Origin of the sequence: Arthrobacter sp. zg-Y1219 (assembly GCF_030125545.1) — a bacterium.
Classification (GTDB): domain Bacteria; phylum Actinomycetota; class Actinomycetes; order Actinomycetales; family Micrococcaceae; genus Arthrobacter_B.
Genome location: NZ_JASKLY010000016.1, coordinates 140,779 through 158,816, shown reverse-complemented (window position 1 = coordinate 158,816; position 18,038 = coordinate 140,779). Strand labels below are relative to the sequence as shown.

Genomic DNA, 18,038 nt, shown 5'->3' with positions numbered 1-18,038 from the left:
TAATCGCTCGGTTGCAGCTACGCGCCCAAATGCCCCAGCAGTTCAGCCTCGGCGGCATCGAGGTAGCCGCGCAGCGTGTCGGCGGCCTCGGCCCGGCGGCCGGCGCGCAGCAGGTCCACCAGGGCGGCGTTTTCCTCCACATACCGGGTGTGGAACTCCGGCTCGGCGCTCATGGCGTGGAACACCAGCCGCATCTCGGCCAGCACGCGGCCCATCATCTGCTGCAGCTGCAGGCTGCCGGACATGGCGATCAGCGCTTCATGGAAGGCCTGGTTGGCGGCGGCCATGTCCGGGACGGCCCCGCGGCGCTTGGCGTCACGGGCCTCCGCCACCACGGCGTCGAGCCGGTGCAGGTCCAGCTCCGGTCCCCAGAGCACCGCGGCGGGCTCCAGCATGCGGCGGACCCGGTAGATTTCCCGGACGGCGTCGGAGTCGGGCGCGGCCACAAACACGCCGCGGTTCGGAAAGCGGGTCACCACCGACTCGATGCTGAGCATGGTGAACGCCTCGCGCAGGGTGTTGCGGGAAACCTGCATGGACGCGGCGAGCTGCTGCTCGGAAAGCTTGGTGCCCGGCGCCAGCTCGCCGGCGGCAATCCGGCGGCGCAGCACATCGGCCACCCAGACGGTGGTGTTCGCATGGTCGGTGCGGTCCGTGGTGACGTCCGGCAGGTTCACAAGCATTCCCCTAATCTAGTGGGCGAAAGAGGGATCCGAAGCACCGGCCGGAGGGGGAGACGGCCGGTGCTCCGGACGTTTAGGAGCCGATCCGGCCCAGGGAATTCCCGCGTGCGACGGCGGCCCCGGGTTCCAGCTCGGCACGGCTCAGGGTTCCGGCCCGGTGGGCGCGGACGGTGGTTTCCATTTTCATGGCCTCCAGCACGGCGACCGGATCGCCCGCGGCCAGCCGGGCGCCGTCGTCGGCCACCCACTTCACCAGGTTCCCCGCCATCGGCGAGGCCAGTACGCCGCCTCCGCCGTCGGAGCTCCCGCCGTCGCCGGCGGCCGGGGCTCCGCTTCCGCCGGAGCGCAGCGCGTTCAGCAGGGCGGCGGGCACCCCGACGGCGACGGCGCGGCCGTCGACGTCGATGGTGATGGTCTCGCGCTCGGCGCCGGGCAGCGAGGCGGCGATCTCCGGAGACGCGGCCAGCGGTTCGGCGAACTCGGACTCGATCCAGGTGGTGTGCACCCCGAAGGTGTCTCCGCGGGTGAAGGCCTCGGAGCGGACCACGGCGCGGTGGAACGGCAGGACGGTGGGCAGCCCGCGGATTACGATCTCGTCCAGCGCGGCCCGGGCCCGGCGCAGCGCCTGCGGCCGGTCCTCGCCCCAGACAATCAGTTTGGCCATCAGCGAGTCGTACTCGGCGGGCACCACGGAACCGGAGCGGACGCCGGAATCGACCCGGATGCCGGGGCCGGTTGGCGGTTCGAACGCGTCCACTGGGCCGGGGCCGGGCAGAAATCCGCGGGCCGGATCCTCGGCGTTGAGCCGGAATTCGAACGCGTGTCCACGGGGCGCCGGATCCTCGGTAAAGGACAGCGGCAGGCCGTCGGCGATCCGGAACTGCTCGCGGACCAGATCGACGCCGGTGGTTTCCTCGGTCACCGGGTGCTCAACCTGCAGCCGGGTGTTGACCTCCAGGAAGCTGATCAGCCCGTCGGGGGAGACCAGATATTCCACCGTGCCGGCGCCGGTGTAGCCGGCCTCGCGGCAGATCGCCTTCGCCGATTCGTGGATGGTGGCGCGCTGCTCATCGGTCAGGAACGGCGCGGGAGCCTCCTCCACGAGCTTTTGGTTGCGGCGCTGCAGCGAGCAGTCGCGGGTGCCGACAACGACGACGTTGCCGTGCGTATCGGCCAGCACCTGCGCCTCCACATGCCGGGGCCGGTCCAGGAACCGTTCGGCGAAGCACTCGCCGCGGCCGAACGCTGACACGGCCTCGCGGACTGCTGACTCGAACGCATCCTCCACGTCTTCGAGCCTGCGCGCGATCTTCATGCCGCGGCCGCCGCCGCCGAAGGCCGCCTTGATCGCCACCGGCAAACCGTGTTCCTCGGCGAACGCGCGGACCTGTCCGGCGCTTTCGGCCGGCCCCGGGGTGCCGGGCACCAGCGGCGCGCCGGCCCGGACGGCGATGTCACGCGCGGTGACCTTGTTGCCCAGGTCGCGGATCGCCTGCGGTGAGGGGCCGATCCAGGTCAGTCCGGCGTCGAGCACTGCCTGCGCGAAGTCAGCGTTCTCGGACAGGAACCCGTAGCCGGGGTGCACGGCGTCGGCCCCGGCCAGCTGCGCGGCCTCGATCAGCTTGGGAATGTTCAGGTAGGTGTCGGCGCCGGCGGCGCCGTGCAGGGGCAGGGCCTCGTCGGCCTGGCGCACGTGCAGGGCATCGGCGTCGGGGTTCGAATAGACTGCCACCGACCCGATTCCGGCGTCGGCGCAGGCGCGGGCCACGCGCACGGCAATTTCGCCGCGGTTCGCGATCAGGACCTTCTTCATGGGGTTCCTTCCGGAAACAGTGCGGCGGCCGATCCGGGGGAGAGCGGCGCCAGGGTGTCGGGGTGCACGAAAACAAAGCGGACGGGGTGGCCGGGCGGCAGCTGCGCGGCCACCGGCAGGTCCTCGGGCACGACGGCGGCAATCACCGGATATCCGCCGGTCACCGGATGATCGGCCAGGAACAGGACGGGAAGGCCCGACGGCGGGACCTGCAGCGAGCCGGCGACCACGCCTTCACTGGGAAGTTCGCCGTTCCGGACGCGCTGCAACGGCTGCGCCTCCGGGTCTTCGGGGTCGGTTTCGAGCCGGACGCCGATCCGGTTGGACTCGTTGGTGGTGCGCCAGGTGTGCTCCGTCAGCGCGGCGGCGGCATCCGGTCCGAACCAGTCCTGCCGCGGGCCGGCGGTGATGCGCAGCAGGGTTGGGAAGTCGCCGTCGCCGAGGGTTCCCGGCTGGTCGCCGCTGAGCAGGGTGCCGGGCTCGGGGGAGCCGACGGGTGTGGTGCCGGTGATGTTGCCGATGGGCAGCCGGGTTCCGGATTCCAGCGAGGCGGGTCCAATGCGGCTCATTGAATCGGTGCTGCGGCTGCCCAGAACGGGTTCGACGGCGATGCCGCCGCGGACGGCCGCGTAGGCACGGACTCCGCGGAAGGGGGAGCCCAGGGTGAGGATCTCGCCGTCGAGCAGTGCGAACGGAGCGTTCAACGGAACCGGCCGGTCACGCTTGCCGTCGGGGGATACGACGGCGGCGGGCACCTCGGCGCCGGCCAGTGCCAGTACCGTGTCCCCGTGCGCGGTGAGCTCGAGGCCGCCGAAGAGGTTCTCGATCACCGCCGCGTCAGCGGGATTGCCGACGAGCCGGTTGGCCTGCCGGGCGGAGCGGGTGTCGGCGGCTCCCGAGGCGGAAACGCCGAGGTCCGCATAGCCGGGGCGGCCCAAATCCTGAATCAGGGACTGCAGGCCGGCGGCGCGGACTACCAACGAGGGACCGGCCGCTGATTCCTCGATGGCTGCGGGGGAGGGGTCTGTCGTCGTAACCAGCTCACGGACAGCCTGGAAGATGACGGTGTCACCGGGGCGGATGAGGGCGGGATCTTCGCGGTCCAGGTCCCACATGACGGCGCTGGTGCGGCCGATCAGCTGCCAGCCTCCCGGGGATTCGCGCGGATACACCGCCGAATATTCGCCCGCCAGCGCCACTGAACCGGCGGGCACGGCGGTGCGCGGAGTGTCGCGGCGGGGAACTTTCAGGACGGGATCCCCGCCGGTCAGGTATGTGAAACCGGGAGCGAACCCGCCAAACCCGCCCAGCCAGGAACTGCCGGTATGCGCCTTAATCACGGCCTCCTCCGAGAGGCCGGTGAGGCGGGACACCTCGGCGAGGTCGGCGCCGTCGTACACGGTGTCGATGGTGACCGTGCGCGCCTCCGGAGCCTCAGCACGGGTGAGGTCCAGGGCTTGAATCCGGCCAGCGGCGTCGACCGTTTCCCGCCGGCCGATGAAACGGACCAGCACGGTGCCGGCGGCCGCGAGAACATCGACCTGGCCGGGCAGCGGGTGTGCCTTGAGCTGGGTGTGCAGGGCGGTGACGTCGGCCAGCGATGCCAGCTCGACCAGCAGGGCGCGGGTGCCCGCGGGCCGGATGCCGGCGATCGGGGAGGACGTCATACGAAGCTCTGGATGGTGACGCCGGCGTTTTCCAATCCGCGCCGTACGGCCGCGGCCATCGCGACGGCGCCGGGGGTGTCGCCGTGGACGCAGATGGAGGCGGCGTTCATGGGGATGACGGTGCCGTCCACGGCCGTGATGGTGCCTTCGGTGGCGAGGCGGACCATGTTGGCGGTGACCTGCTCTGCATCGTGGATCACCGCATTGGATTCGCGCCGCGACACCAAGGTTCCGTCCGGGCTGTAGTTGCGGTCGGCAAAGGCTTCGGCAACACCGCGCAGGCCGGCGTCGGCGGCTTTGTCCAGGGCGACGGCGCCGGGCAGCAGCAGGACCGGCAGGTCCTTGTCGAAGGTGCGGACGGCGTCGATGACGGCCTGGGCATGGACCTCGTGATGAACGATCGTGTTGTAGAGGGCGCCGTGCGGTTTCACGTATTTGACCTCGCCGCCTGCGGCCCGGGCCATGGCCTGCAGCGCGCCCAGCTGATAGAGGATGTCGTCGTGCAATTCGGTGTAGGAGCAGTCCAGGAACCGGCGGCCGAAGCCGGCCAGGTCCCGGTACGCCACGTGGGCGCCGATGGTGACTCCGGCGGCGACGGCGTCGCGGCAGGTCTGTGCGATGGTGGACGGGTCTCCGGCGTGGAAGCCGCAGGCCACGTTGGCGCTGGAGACGGATTCGAAGACGGCGGCGTCGTCGCCCATCTTCCAGTTGCCGAAGGACTCTCCGACGTCGCTGTTCAAATCAATGACCGGCATGCTGGTCTCCGTACCTCTGGTGGGGGCTGGTGTCCCTACAGTGTGCGCGATCACGTTCGATTGTTCAACAATCCGGGGCGTTTATTGCGTCAGCAGGCCGGTCAGGCCGTCGAGAATGATGCGCAACCCCACCTCAAACTCGGCACCGAAGCTGTAGTCCGGCTGGGTGGCGCGGTCCATTGCCATCTCCGCCAGGTAGGGCAGCTCCCCGGCTGGGATGGAGCGGGCCATGGCCTCCACAATCTGCGGATCCGCATCGGGCACGCCGACCGGCAGCCCGGCCTCCTGCAGGGCGAAGCCGTAGATGTAGCTGTCCAGCAGGGCATAGGCGTGACCGGCGGCGTCCAGCGAGAAGCCCGACCGGCGCAGTACGCCCAGCGTGGAGTCGTGGTGGCGCAGATTGGCGGCGCCCGGCGTCGTGCGCGTTTCCATCAGTCCCACCGCCCACGGGTGGAGGGAGAGCGCCGCCCGCATGCCGTGGGCGCGGGCCTCCATGGCTGCACGCCATCCGCCAGGGGTTTCGGAGGGCACCTGCACCTCGTCAAAGACGAGGTCGACCAACCCGTCCAGGATGTCTTCCTTGTTGGCCACGTGGTGGTAGAGCGACATCGGCTGCACCGACAGATCCGAGGCCAGCGAGCGCATGGTCAGAGAGCCGAGCCCGCCGTCGTCGGCAAGGCGGGCGGCAGCCTGCAGCACGCGTTCGCGGGTCAGCGGCTGACGGAGGTGTGGGGAAGCGTTTGTGGTTGTCATTGCGGGCAGTCTACCGCTGCCTTACTTTGTAAGGTACGGTCGCGCTTACAGAGTAAGGCTGATGTGTTCCAGAAGGAACTTCCGCGAAAGGACCCGCCATGTCCCGCACGTCACGCACTTCCCAAAACGGGCCACCGTCTGCTCCGTCTGCCACCCCATCTGCTCCGACCCAGGCCCGAGCCGATTTGCCGCCAGCAGGTCAGTCGTCGGCCCCATCCGTTTCATCGCCAGCCGCTTCGCCCGCAGTTCCGTCGTCTGCCAGCTTGCCGGCTACAGTCCCCGCCGTGCTGCAGACCGGCTACGGCGGCCCGGAGGTCCTGCGTCTGGCCGAGCATCCGCTTCCTCAGCTGGGAGCCACCGAGGTGCTGGTGCAGGTACGCGCCGCCGGGCTGGCCCGCGCCGCCTGGCACATGATGACGGGTAAACCGTATCTGCTCCGCGCTGCCGTCGGGCTGCGCAGGCCCCGGCAGCCCGTGATGGGGCACAACCTCGCCGGCACCGTGGCCGCCGTCGGTGCCGGCGTCACTCGTTTCCGGATAGGGGATGAGGTGTATGGGATCGGCCGGGGCACCTTTGCTGGATTCTCTGCTGCCCCCGAGGAGAAGCTGGCCTTCAAGCCTGCCGGTCTGGACTTCGAGCAGGCGGCAGTGGTTCCACTGTCAGGACTGACTGCGCTGCAGGCCCTGGATGCCGCCCGGGTGGCCGCGGGGATGAAGGTCCTGGTGCTGGGAGCGGCCGGCGGCGTCGGCAGTTTTGCAGTGCAGATGGCCCGGGCGGCCGGGGCCGAGGTGACCGGGGCGTGCAGTGCCGGCAAGGCGGAGTTTGTCCGGTCGCTTGGTGCCGCGGGGATTATCGACTATGCGCGGGAGGATTTCGCCGCCGCCGGGCCCCGGTTCGACGCGATTATCGACGTCGGCGGCAATCCTTCCCCGGCCCGCCTGCGCCGCGCACTGGTGCCCGGCGGCACGGCGGTGCTTGCCGGCGGGGAGGGAGGCAACCGGCTGACCGGGGCCATCTTCGAGCGGCAGGTCGGCGGTGCGGTCCTGTCGCTTTTCGGCAACCGCCGGCTGAAGGGACTGATGTGCCGGGAGAACGGCAAAGACCTCGAGCGCATCTCCGCCATGACCGAGGCAGGCACGGTCGTGCCGCGCATCGACAGCCGGTATCGGCTGGCCGACGTCGCCGAAGCGATGCGGCGGCTGGAATCCGGCCAGGTGTGCGGCAGCGTCGTCCTGGTTCCGTGACCGTTTTGGGACGTTACTGCCACTGCGCAACGGCAGCAGAACCCCAAAACGGCAGCGAGATCCCACAACGGCAGCAGCACAACGACGACGGCGGAGCCCCAGAGGGTCCGCCGTCGTCGTTTCCGTTTGTTAAGGAGCTAGTCCATCCGCTCCAGCACAAACACGGGGATTTCGCGATCCGTCTTCGCCTGGTAATCGGCGTACGGGGGATAGGCTCCGACGGCGCGCTCCCACCAAGCGGCCTTCTCCTCGCCGGTGACTTCGCGGGCGCGCATGTCCCACTTCTGCGGTCCGTCCTGCAGCTCTACGTGCGGGTTGGGCACGATGTTGTGGTACCAGACGGGGTGCTTGGGTGCGCCGCCCATGGACGCGACGACGGCGTAGTCGCCGTCGCGCTCCACGCGCATCAGCGGCGTCTTGCGCAGCTTTCCCGACTTCGCGCCGACCGTGGTCAGCAGTACGACGGGGCGCCCGCCGAGGGTGGTTCCCTCGGTACCGCCGGAGCTTTCAATGAGCTCCGCCTGCTCGCGGGCGCGCTTGCTGGAACTGGGGGCGTATTCACCGGTAAGAATCATAAAGACAGTCAACCCCTTTTGCGGCGTCGAGGTCCAACTGCCGCCTGGCCGCCGGAGACAGCTATGCGCGCCGGAGACAGGGGAACGGGGCGGGCGTTTTTGCGCACCTAGAATGTAAAAGAACCAACGCAGACGCAAAGGAGGCCTCGATGGTCATGCCCCGGAACCTGTTTCTCGTCCGCCACGGACAGAGCGAAGCGAACGTTATGCAGCGGGCTTCCAAGGCCGGTGACCCGAGCCTCTACACCGAAGAGACAATGACCGTTCCGGACCGTTCCTGGCGCCTGACCGAACTCGGAGTACAGCAGGCAAAGGTCGCGGGCGCTTGGATCGCCGAGCAGAACATCGAGTTCGACCGCGCCATTGTCTCCACCTACACCCGGACCCGCGAGACTGCCGCGAACCTCGGGCTGGATGTGCGCTGGGAAGAGAACCGCGTCATCCGCGAACGGTCGTGGGGTGAGATCGGATCCATGTCGAAGCAGGATTTTGCGCGGAAGTATTCGCAGAACGCGGCGTACCGCGAGAACGATCCGTTGTACTGGGCTCCGCCCGCCGGCGAATCCATTGCCAATGTGGCCGAGAACCGGGTGCGGAACATCCTCAGCACTCTGCACCGCGAGAATGCCCGCGACAACGTTCTCATGGTCACCCACGGGGAATTCATGTGGGCGACGCGCCTCGTTCTGGAGCGGTGGAGTGACGAAGAATTCCTGAGGCGTGACGCCGACAAGGCGCAGATGATTCACAACTGCACCGTCCTGCAGTATTCCAGCACCGACCCGAACACCCGGAACAGCGTCCGCGAAAAACTCAATTGGGTGCGCCGCTGCTGGCCGGTTCAGGTTGACGGGGAATGGACCATGTTCGTCGGCGATTGGGAAGAGTTCAACCGGAAGTACTTCACCGACAACGATCTCCTGGAGCGGGCTGAAGCAAACCGGCACTTCCTGCAGGACTCGTTCGGCAGCTAAGGACGCAGGTGGCCCGCGCCTTTGAGCAGCGCGGGCCTCCGTTTAGCAGGGGCGCCAGGTCTTCCCGCCCGGCGCGTAACAGCGCGGACCGGTATAGCCCGGCGGGTTGCTGCTCGGTGCGGGCGGAACGTATTGCTGGGGCGGAGGGGTATAGGAAGCCTGGCGGTCGGCTTCGGCCTGCGCGGCGGCAATCCGCCGGGCTTCGGCTTCTGCGGCGATGCGGTGGGCCTCTGCCTGTTCTGCGGCAAGGCGGCCCGCTTCGGCCTGTGCCGCTGCGGCAACCTTGCGGGCTTCTTCTTCGGCAGCGATCCGTTCGGCTTCGGCAGCCTTGCGCTTCACCTCGTCTTCGGAGGCCTGCAGCTCCGCCTGCACAGTGACCAATTCATCGTGGCGGTCATGGACCTGGGTTTGCGCGGTGTTTGCCCTGGCCTGGAGGTCGGCCTTTTGGGGCGGGGTGAGTGCCGCCCAAATCAGGGACTCTCCTGCCTTTGCACTGGCTTCGAAAGCGTCGAACCCGGCGTCGACCGTCTTTGCAAGCGCGTAAACAGCGGTGACGGCGGCGCCGGCGGCCACCGCCGTCGTTCCCGTTCCTTCGGAAGCCGCTTGGCTCGCAGTCTCTTCCAGAGCCGCGACCATCGCCGGAACGGTGCATTCAACGTCCTCGGCGAAAAGCCCGGCGTGCTGTTCCTGAGCCTCCTGGTAGGCCTCATCGACGGGCGGCCGGAACTTGGTGTTCTTGCCGACCGTCACCGGGATTCCCAAACCCCGGCGGGCCACCTCGGCATTGATCAGGAGATCGTCGTCGTTATAGACGGCCGCGAGCGTGCGGCCGTAGCGGTCCTCGCGCTCGACGTCGAACGCCAGCGTCACGGTGCTTCCCGCCGGCAGCGCTTCGGTGAGGAAATCGGTTGCTTCCGGGCCCAGGCATTCGACGGGTTTGCCGGGATCCTTGGTCTCCGGGGTATCCACGTTCAGCAGCCGGACGGTCAGCTCCTGGTCATCAAAATCCACCACCAGGGTGTCGCCGTCGATAACCCGAACGACTTTTCCTTCATCGGCGTTTCCGGAGGCAACAATGGCCACCGTGCTTCCGGCGACCACCAGGCCGGCGACTGCAATTAAGGCTTTCGCTCCGCTGATCATGAAAGCTGCTTTCCGCGAGGTTCGCGGAGGTCCGAAACGGATGAATCCGGGCCTGCCGTAAGGTGCGTGGTTTTGGAAGCGGAGCAGTGATGTCCGCTGATGGTGTGCTGCAAAGTTATCCCCAACTATTGAATTGTCTCCCCGAGATTACTCGGTGCCGGTGACAATGGGGAAACGGCACTGTGGCGGGCACGCAATCACCTCGGTCCGAAGCAGGAAGTAAGCGGAAACCCACCTATTCGGGGAAACGTGGACAACAGGTTCGAATCGGCCTATCCGCACAATTCACAACAGCCCGCAGGCCGGGAAGCCGAGAGGCGCACTGCGGCTACGCGGCGCCGCCGTTGGCGTAGAGGACCTGGCCGTTGATCCAGCGGCCCGGACCGGCGAGGAAGGCCACCGCCTCGGCGATATCCTCCGGTGTCCCGAGCCGCTCCATGGGGTTGAGCTTGGCGATGGCGTCGATCTGCTCCTGGGATTTGCCGGTGAAGAATAGGGGAGTGGCCGTCGGCCCCGGAGCCACGGCGTTCACCGTGATGTTCCGTCCACGCAGCTCGCGGGCCAGAATCAGGGTCAGCGCTTCCACGGCGCCCTTGGATGCTGCATAGGCGCCGTAGCCGGGGAGCTGGAGGCGGGTGACGGAGGTGGAGAAATTGATGATCGCACCGCCGTCGCGCAGGTGCCGTGCGGCCAGCTGATCAACGATGAAGGTGCCGCGGAGGTTGGTCCGCTGAATCCGGTCAAAGGTCTTCAGCGACATTTCCGCGACTGGCCCCAGGGGCATGATGCCAGCGGTGTGGACCAGTACGTCAACGCCGCCGAACGCCGCGTCGGCTTCGACAAACATCTCCTGCATCTGTCCTTCCTCCGCCACATCTCCGCCGAAAACCACGGCTGTGCCGCCGGCATTGACGACGCCGTCGGCCGTTTGACGGGCCGCGTCGCGGTTTCCGCTGTAGTGGACAAGAACCTGGGCGCCGTCGCGGGCGAGCCGCAGCGCGGCCGCCCGGCCAATGCCGCCGGAGCCGCCGGTGACGATGACACTGCGCGGAGGCGACGTGGTCATGGGACTCTCCTTAGGGGATGGGCCGGCGGGAGGCCGCCCCGCCTGGGCATATTCTGCCTACCGGATCCCGGCGCGTGTAGGGTGCCCGGCAAAAGCGGCCGCACCGCAGGGCCAAGAGGTCGCGCCCGTCCGCACACGGCGCCCCAGACTCCGGGTCCGGCTCGATCCGGAGCGTGGTCCGTGCCCGAAAGTGCGGTGACCTGCGCCGATGCCGGAACCTGAAAGAATGGAAACATCCGGTTGGTTGGCGTGCCCGCCGGAATCATGTTTCCAGTCCGACTCACGCCCGTGAAATGGAGCTCCACCCATGTCTTCTGATTCCTCCGCCCAGCCGTTCGGCACCACCGCCGGGAACCGCGTCACCGTCTACGGCGCGCAGGGCCGCCCGGAGGTAGCCTCCTTCCTGCCGGAGCAGGCATTCCTGGCCGAGCCGGGCGCACTGATGCCGGCCGACGTCGTCATCCTGGTTGTCGGTTCGGCCGCGGATCTGGCCCATGACCTGGCGGGCGCCGCCGCCGCCGTGGAGGCCGACGGCGTGCTCTGGGTCTGCTATCCCACCGCGGTGGAGGAAGGCGCCAAGGAGCTGGACATCAACCGCGACACCGTCGCCTCGCTGCTGGAAACCAGCAAGTGGCAGCCGCTGGCCGATGTCGCGCTGGGCGAGAAGTGGGCGGCCGTCCGCGGCCGGGCCGGGGAGTAGCAGCGGGCACGCTTCAGTTGCCGCACCGGGCTTTTGCGGCCGGGCCAAACCTCTCATTTCTACAGCGTGTAGAAAAGGAGTATCGTGACGTTTGGAAGTCGATTTATTGCTTAGTCGCTTTCGAGTTGCGGTTGGAGACGCGGAATTTCGGCGCGTGTTTCGAGCCTGTCGGCCTTCGGGATTGCTGAAGGCTGAAAATGCTGAGCGAAGGAGCTCGAAGTGCTTTCTGATACATCCCGTCCCGTCATTGAAGCCACCTTGCCGGTGGTGGGTGGGAACATTGCGGAGATCGCAAAACGCTTTTATGCGCACATGTTCGCGGAAAAGCCCGAGCTGCTTGATGGCCTGTTCAACAGGGGAAACCAGGCAAACGGGCAGCAGCAGCAGGCCCTGGCCGGTTCGGTTGCCGCATTTGCAGGTTTCCTGGTCAACAGGCCCGACGAATTGCCCGACCATTTGCTGGCCCGGATTGCGCACAAGCACGTTTCCCTCGGCCTGCGCCCGGAACAGTACAAAGTGGTCCACGACCATCTGATGTGGGCCATCGTGGATGTCCTCGGTGACGCCGTCACGCCCGACGTTGCGGCCGCCTGGGACGAGGTGTACTGGCTGATGGCCAACGTTCTCATCAACTCCGAACGCGTCATGTATGCGGCGGCGGGTCTGGACCCGGAGAGCGTCTGGCGTCCCTGGCGGGTGACGGAGAAGATTGCCGAAACCGACGACGTCGTGACCTTCGTGGTGGAACGCACCGACGACCGGAACGTGGAGCCGTCCCTGCCCGGGCAGTACATATCGCTGAAGGCACTGATGCCCGACGGCGTGCATCAACCGCGGCAGTACAGCCTGACCCGTGCCGACGACGGGCTGCACCGCCAGTTCTCGGTCAAACGGATCCACGGCCTGCCCTCCCCGGACGGGGAGGTCTCCAACCTGCTGCATGCCAGCGTGAACGTGGGCGATGAACTGGTCCTCTCGGCTCCGTTTGGTGAGGTGGTGCTGAAACCCGCCGACCGGCCGGTTGTTTTCATCAGCGCCGGAATCGGCATTACGCCGATGGCCGGAATGATTTCGCATCTCGCGCAGTCGGCGGCCACGCGCTCCGTGACCCTGCTGCATGCCGACCACTCAGCGGCTTCCTTCGCCCTGCAAAACCAGATGCGTGCGGACCTGGCGCAGCTGCCGGACGCCTCGATGCTCAACTGGTTCATGGAGCCCTCGGCTGATGCCACTCCGTCGGAGACCGAGTTCACCGGTTTCATGGATCTGACGAATGTGGAGCTTCCCGCGGACTCCGACTACTACCTGTGCGGGCCCCTGGCCTTCATGCAGGCGATCCGCAGCTCGCTGATTGTGCGCGGAGTGCCCGCGCAGGACATCCAGTACGAGGTCTTCGGTCCGGACCTCTGGCTGGCTGACGTCCAGTAGGCGGGGCCAAAAGCAAAAAGATCCCGGTTCCTTTGTTGACAAAGGGACCGGGATCTCTCCGCTGATGTCGGCGGAAATCGAACGTATCGGGTGCAGTTCCAAAATCTAGTGATCAGTCGCGGATCAAGGGAATGACATAAATAGATTTGACGGCAGGCCGCCGATACAATGTGCGCTGTTAAGCGGAGGGGTATTTCCAGACCCAGCCGCCGGACCCCGAAGGATCGAAAGCGATTTCACCAGTTGGTGCGGTGACGTCGAGGATGACCAAGCCATTGAGCTTTTCACCCTTCCCGAAAAAATCAGGGAGCAGCTGGGTATTGTCGGCAAGACAGTTTTGTTGGATGGAGGAGTCGACGGTGTTCATACGCGTGCCGTTAGCTGCGTAACCTTTCCAGTCACGCGGACTGAAGCTGACTTGGCCTTCCTGGCCGTTTACGCTAAGGGGACCCTCGAATGTCGCCGTTGTTTCGATTTCCAGAGAAACAGCCAGTGCTGTTCCCTTCGGCGGTGTCGCATAGGGTGCGTCGCATTCGATTGGCTTTATAGATGTCACCTTGAATTTCATGGTAGGCGCATCGTCTTCCTCGTCGGTAAAAAGACCTGCCGTTTCACCAATCTCTTTGATGATTTGACCGCGCTCGTTCTCAGCGGGGGTAACAACCGGTGTAGGTGCGGCGGCCGACGATGAAGCTGCGGGATCAACTGATACGTTCGGCGATGAAGCAGTAGTGCTGGAACATGCTGTCAGCGCCAATGCCAACACTGCTGTTCCGATGGTAATTCGAGCAGAATTCAATTTTTCCCCCATGAACGAAAGTTTCAACTTCGCAATCGTACAGGCGGTTTACAGCCACCACTGACGTCAGCTTCGACGCCGGGATCCCCCGATTTCGAATCCGAGAGGTGTATTTCTCGTATCCCCAGAGGGTTGCCCGGTCGATCGAGTCGGCCGCGGAGCCCCCTGCGGCGCCCAAGTGCCATCCCCCAAACGGCGCCGGCCGGCCAGCCCCGCGCGGCCTACCCGGATGCGGAATTGCGATTGTATAACTGTGTCCATTTCTCTTGTTCAACCGGCCGGGCAGTGGGACTCTTGACCTCGCCTACAGATTGTTGACGGTCGCCGTCGACGGGGCGCTACAGCGTTGTATCCGCTCGATTCAGCCCCACGGCCATCCAGTGGCATTTCGCCGTTTCCGCCGGCGTGATGCCCGGGAGCTGCCCGCCGCGGCCGGATCCTTTTTCAAAGGCAGCAACCATGACCCGAATCAAGCACGCATCAACCCTCTTTCTCACCCTCGGACTGGCAGCCGGCCTGGCGGCCTGCGCTCCGGCGGGATCCAACACCGAGGACGGCGAAGGCGAAGCCGCCGCCTGCAGCGTCGGCATCTCGATGCCCACCCGCAGCCTGGAACGCTGGATCAACGACGGCGAGGGCCTGAAGGAAAAGCTCGAAGCCAGGAACTGCGACGTTGACCTGCAGTACGCCGAAGACGAGACGGACCAGCAGATCAGCCAGATCCAGAACCAGATCGCCGGCGGCGCGAAGATCCTCGTCGTCGCGGCCATCGACGGTGAAACCCTCGGCCCCACGCTGGAAAGCGCAAAGGAGCAGGACATCACCGTCATCGCCTACGACCGGCTGATCAACGGCACCGAGGCCGTGGACTACTACGCGACCTTCGACAACTACCAGGTGGGGCAGCTGCAGGGACAATTCATCGAGGAGGAGCTGGCCCTGGCCGAGGGCGAGGGCCCGTACAACCTGGAACCCTTCGCCGGCAGCCCGGATGACAACAACGCCGCCTTCTTCTTCGCCGGCGCCTGGGACGTGCTGCTTCCGTACGTCGAGAGCGGCCAGCTTGTGGTGCCCTCCGACAAATCCCCGGAAAGCAACGAGGGGTGGACCTCCATCGGCATCCTCGGCTGGAAATCGGCCGACGCGCAGTCCGAGATGGACAACCGCCTGCAGTCCTTCTACACCGGCGGCGAGAAGGTCGACGTCGTGCTTTCGCCCAATGACAGCCTGGCGCTGGGCATCGAATCCTCGCTGGAAGCGGCCGGTTACACCCCGGGCACCGACTGGCCGATCATCACCGGCCAGGACGCCGACGCCGCCAACGTGAAGGCGATGCTCGCCGACCGCCAGTCGATGACCGTCTGGAAGGACACCCGCGAGCTCGGCGCCCAGGTGAACACCATGATCGAGGCGATCGTGGCCGGTGAAGACGTGGAGGTCAACGACACCGAGACCTACAACAACGGCGTCTTCGTGGTGCCCACCTACATCCTGGAGCCGCAGGTTGTGGTCAAGGACGACGTCCAGTCCGTGCTGGTGGACTCCGGGTTCGTCACCGCTGACGACGTCGGGCTGTAACTGCCGCTTCGCCGCCTCCGGGGCGGGACGCGGCCGGTCCGCGCCCGCCCCGGAAGGCACCGTCCGTGGACACCACTTCCCTGCAGCGAAACGAGAACGGCATGAATGACGTCATCCTTTCCATGGACGGCATTGTGAAGGAATTCCACGGCATCAAAGCGCTCGACGGCGTTTCGCTGGACGTGGAGCGCGGCGGCGTGCACGCCATCTGCGGCGAGAACGGCGCCGGCAAATCCACGCTGATGAAGGTGCTCAGCGGCGTGTATCCGCACGGCAGCTTCGAGGGCACGATCACGCTGGAGGGCAGGCCGGTCAGCTACGGGTCGATCAACGACAGCGAGCGGGACGGTATTGTGATCATCCATCAGGAGCTGGCGCTGAGCCCGTACCTGTCCATCGCGGAGAACATTTTCCTGGGCAACGAGGTGCAGCGCGGGGGAGTGATCGACTGGAACCAGACCAACCTGCAGGCCGCGGCACTGCTCGAGCGTGTGGGTCTGGATGAAAACCCGGCCACGAAAATCCTCGAGCTCGGCGTCGGCAAGCAGCAGCTGGTGGAGATCGCCAAGGCGCTCTCCAAGGAAGTGAAGATCCTGATCCTGGACGAGCCCACCGCAGCACTGAACGACGGCGATTCGGCGCACCTGCTCGGGCTGATCGACCAGCTCCGCGGGCAGGGCATCACCTCGATCATCATTTCCCACAAGATCAAGGAGATCCGGGCGATCGCCGACGTCGTCACCGTCATCCGCGACGGCCTCACCATCGAGACGTTCGAGGTGGAGGACACCGACGACATCGAGACCCGCATAATCCGGGACATGGTGGGCCGGCCGCTGGATTCCCAGTTTCCGGAGCGGGAACCGGACATCGGCGCGGAGAAGTTCCGGGTCGAGGACTGGACCGTGCACCATCCGATCGACGTGGACCGCGTCGTCGTCGACCACGCGTCTTTCTTTGTCCGTGCCGGAGAGATTGTGGGCTTCGCCGGGCTGATGGGGGCCGGGCGCACCGAGCTGGCGATGAGCATTTTCGGCCGCTCCTACGGCGCCGGGATCTCCGGCCGGGTGTTCAAGGACGGGGCGGAAATCCGCACCCGGACCGTGGGGGAGGCCATCCGCAACGGCATCGCCTACGTCAGCGAGGACCGCAAGCGCTACGGGCTGAACCTGATCGGCAGCGTCACCGTCAACATCTCCGCCGCTGCGCTGCGCCGGCTCGCGAAGCTGGGCATCATCGACCGCAACCGGGAATACGCCGTCGCCGACGATTACCGGCAGCGGATGAACATCAAAACGCAGTCGGTGTCCTCGCTGGTCGGGAACCTCTCCGGCGGCAATCAGCAGAAAGTCGTGCTCAGCAAGTGGATCTATTCCGGTCCGGATGTGCTGATCCTCGACGAGCCGACGCGCGGAATCGACGTCGGCGCCAAATTTGAGATCTACGGGATCATCAACGAGCTGGCGGCGCAGGGCAAAGCCGTCATCGTGATTTCCAGCGAGCTGCCCGAGCTGATCGGGCTAGCCGACCGCATCTACACCATCGCCGAGGGCCGGCTCACCGCCGAGGTGCAGCACGCCGACGCGACCCAGGAGGAACTGATGCGCCACATGACCGCCGCCCGGACCCAAGGAGCACAAGCCTCGTGACCACCACCACCTCAGAACAGGCGAAGGCCCCGCTTCCGCCGCGCGCGGGCACGACGTCGAAAAAGCGCCGCGGGGTGGACCTGCGGCAGTACGGCATCCTGGCCGCGCTCGTCGTCATCATCGTGCTCTTCCAGATCCTCACCGGTGGCCGGCTGCTCTACCCGGGCAACGTGTCCAACCTGATCCAGCAGAACGCATACGTGCTGATCCTGGCCATCGGCATGGTCATGGTGATCATCGCCGGGCACATCGACCTGTCCGTGGGGTCGGTGGTGGCGGTGGTCGGTGCCGTGGCCGCGCTGTCGATGAACGACTGGGGCCTGCCCTGGTGGGGCGCCGTCGCGCTGGCGCTCGTCGTTGGCGCCGTGATCGGTGCGTGGCAGGGCTTTTGGGTGGCGTTTGTGGGGATCCCGGCGTTCATTGTCACGCTGGCCGGGATGCTGATCTTCCGCGGCCTGGCCCTGGTGCTGCTGTCCGGTGGCACGGTCAGCGGGCTGCCGCGGCCGTACGTGGCGATCAGTTCCGGCACCCTGCCCTCCACCGGCACTCCGGACCTGATCACCCTGGGCATCGGCGCCGTTGCCTCGGTGGCGGTGATTGTGCAGCAGCTGCGCAGCCGCGGCAATCTGGTCCGGCTGGGCCTGCCGCGCGAGCGGGCGCTGTCCTTCTGGTTCAAGATCGGCGTGGCCGTGGTGGCCATCATGTACCTCTGCTATCTGCTGGCGTACAACCGGGGCACGCCGTTCATCCTGATCACGCTGGCCGTGCTGGTGCTGGCATATTCGTTCCTGCTCACCCGCACCGTGTTCGGCCGGCACATCTACGCGATGGGCGGGAACCTGAACGCCGCGATGATGTCCGGCGTGAAGACGCAGTGGGTGAACTTCTTCATCTTCGTGAACATGGGATTCCTCGCCGGGCTGGCCGGCGTGGTCGCCACCTCGCGGGCCGGGGGAGCGGTGGCCGCGGCCGGCGCGGGGTTCGAGCTGGATGCCATTGCCGCGGTGTTCATCGGCGGGGCGTCGGTGCAGGGCGGGGTGGGCACCGTGATTGGCGCGGTGATCGGCGGCCTGGTAATGGGCGTGCTGAACCAGGGGCTGTCCATCCTGTCCGTGGACGCGGCGTGGCAGCAGATCATCAAGGGTTTGGTGCTGCTGCTCGCGGTGGCGTTCGGGTTCAGCCGGCGGCGGGATGCGCGTTAGGGTCTGTTT

Annotated in this window: 16 protein-coding genes; 7 read left to right on the top strand and 9 right to left on the bottom strand. The window is 66.5% G+C overall.

Translation table 11 applies throughout. The annotated features are described in order from the left end of the window. Nucleotides 1–17: 17 nt before the first annotated feature. The 5 genes from QNO00_RS14090 to QNO00_RS14070 form a co-directional block, all read right to left on the bottom strand. On the bottom strand, nt 18–683 hold the full coding sequence (locus QNO00_RS14090) for a GntR family transcriptional regulator (protein ID WP_284024962.1): 666 nt from the start codon (nt 681–683) through the stop codon (nt 18–20). Between the two features lie 73 nt (nt 684–756). Beyond that, nucleotides 757–2,496 (bottom strand): acetyl/propionyl/methylcrotonyl-CoA carboxylase subunit alpha, encoded by a 1,740-nt coding sequence (locus QNO00_RS14085; RefSeq protein ID WP_284024961.1) that lies wholly within the window; start codon nt 2,494–2,496, stop codon nt 757–759. Further along, a complete protein-coding gene (locus QNO00_RS14080) occupies nt 2,493–4,163 on the bottom strand; it encodes a 5-oxoprolinase subunit B/C family protein (protein WP_284024960.1) in 1,671 nt (556 codons plus the stop codon). Before QNO00_RS14080 ends, QNO00_RS14085 begins: the two co-directional genes overlap by 4 nt. Continuing rightward, nucleotides 4,160–4,918 (bottom strand): LamB/YcsF family protein, encoded by a 759-nt coding sequence (locus QNO00_RS14075; RefSeq protein WP_284024959.1) that lies wholly within the window; start codon nt 4,916–4,918, stop codon nt 4,160–4,162. The genes QNO00_RS14080 and QNO00_RS14075 overlap by 4 nt, the downstream gene beginning before the upstream one ends. Before the next feature lie 81 nt (nt 4,919–4,999). Then, on the bottom strand, nt 5,000–5,671 hold the full coding sequence (locus QNO00_RS14070; RefSeq protein ID WP_284024958.1) for a TetR/AcrR family transcriptional regulator: 672 nt from the start codon (nt 5,669–5,671) through the stop codon (nt 5,000–5,002). Between the two features lie 284 nt (nt 5,672–5,955). On the opposite strand from QNO00_RS14070, the gene QNO00_RS14065 reads away from it, so the two are divergent. Next, a complete protein-coding gene (locus QNO00_RS14065; protein ID WP_284024957.1) occupies nt 5,956–6,915 on the top strand; it encodes an NAD(P)-dependent alcohol dehydrogenase in 960 nt (319 codons plus the stop codon). Between the two features lie 137 nt (nt 6,916–7,052). On the opposite strand, the gene QNO00_RS14060 is transcribed toward QNO00_RS14065, so the two are convergent. Continuing rightward, nucleotides 7,053–7,490, bottom strand: a complete 438-nt coding sequence (locus QNO00_RS14060) for a nitroreductase family deazaflavin-dependent oxidoreductase (RefSeq protein ID WP_284024956.1) — start codon at nt 7,488–7,490, stop codon at nt 7,053–7,055. Between the two features lie 155 nt (nt 7,491–7,645). Here QNO00_RS14060 and QNO00_RS14055 point away from each other — a divergent pair, with 155 nt between their 5' ends. Next, entirely contained in the window at nt 7,646–8,464 is an 819-nt protein-coding gene (locus QNO00_RS14055) for a histidine phosphatase family protein (protein ID WP_284024955.1), read from the top strand. Between the two features lie 42 nt (nt 8,465–8,506). Here QNO00_RS14055 and QNO00_RS14050 read toward each other — a convergent pair whose 3' ends face one another. Both QNO00_RS14050 and QNO00_RS14045 read right to left on the bottom strand, forming a co-directional pair. Further along, nucleotides 8,507–9,607, bottom strand: coding sequence for a thermonuclease family protein (locus QNO00_RS14050; RefSeq protein ID WP_284024954.1), 1,101 nt, complete (start codon nt 9,605–9,607; stop codon nt 8,507–8,509). A 328-nt stretch (nt 9,608–9,935) separates the two neighbouring features. Next, nucleotides 9,936–10,673 carry an SDR family oxidoreductase gene (locus tag QNO00_RS14045; RefSeq protein WP_284024953.1) on the bottom strand — a complete coding sequence of 246 codons (738 nt, stop codon included), beginning with the start codon at nt 10,671–10,673 and terminating at the stop codon, nt 9,936–9,938. A gap of 307 nt (nt 10,674–10,980) precedes the next feature. Here QNO00_RS14045 and QNO00_RS14040 point away from each other — a divergent pair, with 307 nt between their 5' ends. Further along, nucleotides 10,981–11,373, top strand: coding sequence for a hypothetical protein (locus QNO00_RS14040; RefSeq protein WP_284024952.1), 393 nt, complete (start codon nt 10,981–10,983; stop codon nt 11,371–11,373). A 219-nt stretch (nt 11,374–11,592) separates the two neighbouring features. After that, nucleotides 11,593–12,801, top strand: coding sequence for a globin domain-containing protein (locus QNO00_RS14035; RefSeq protein ID WP_284024951.1), 1,209 nt, complete (start codon nt 11,593–11,595; stop codon nt 12,799–12,801). A 178-nt stretch (nt 12,802–12,979) separates the two neighbouring features. Here QNO00_RS14035 and QNO00_RS14030 read toward each other — a convergent pair whose 3' ends face one another. After that, entirely contained in the window at nt 12,980–13,627 is a 648-nt protein-coding gene (locus tag QNO00_RS14030; RefSeq protein WP_284024950.1) for a hypothetical protein, read from the bottom strand. Nucleotides 13,628–14,059: 432 nt separating this feature from the next. Here QNO00_RS14030 and chvE point away from each other — a divergent pair, with 432 nt between their 5' ends. The 3 genes from chvE (at nt 14,060) to mmsB (ending at nt 18,029) form a co-directional block, all read left to right on the top strand. Then, nucleotides 14,060–15,178, top strand: a complete 1,119-nt coding sequence (gene chvE / locus QNO00_RS14025; protein ID WP_284024949.1) for a multiple monosaccharide ABC transporter substrate-binding protein — start codon at nt 14,060–14,062, stop codon at nt 15,176–15,178. 101 nt (nt 15,179–15,279) lie between these two features. Further along, nucleotides 15,280–16,827: a multiple monosaccharide ABC transporter ATP-binding protein gene (gene mmsA, locus QNO00_RS14020; protein WP_284024978.1), complete on the top strand. Its 1,548-nt coding sequence runs from the start codon at nt 15,280–15,282 to the stop codon at nt 16,825–16,827. After that, on the top strand, nt 16,824–18,029 hold the full coding sequence (gene mmsB, locus QNO00_RS14015) for a multiple monosaccharide ABC transporter permease (RefSeq protein ID WP_502863382.1): 1,206 nt from the start codon (nt 16,824–16,826) through the stop codon (nt 18,027–18,029). Before mmsA ends, mmsB begins: the two co-directional genes overlap by 4 nt. The last annotated feature ends 9 nt before the right edge of the window (nt 18,030–18,038 follow it).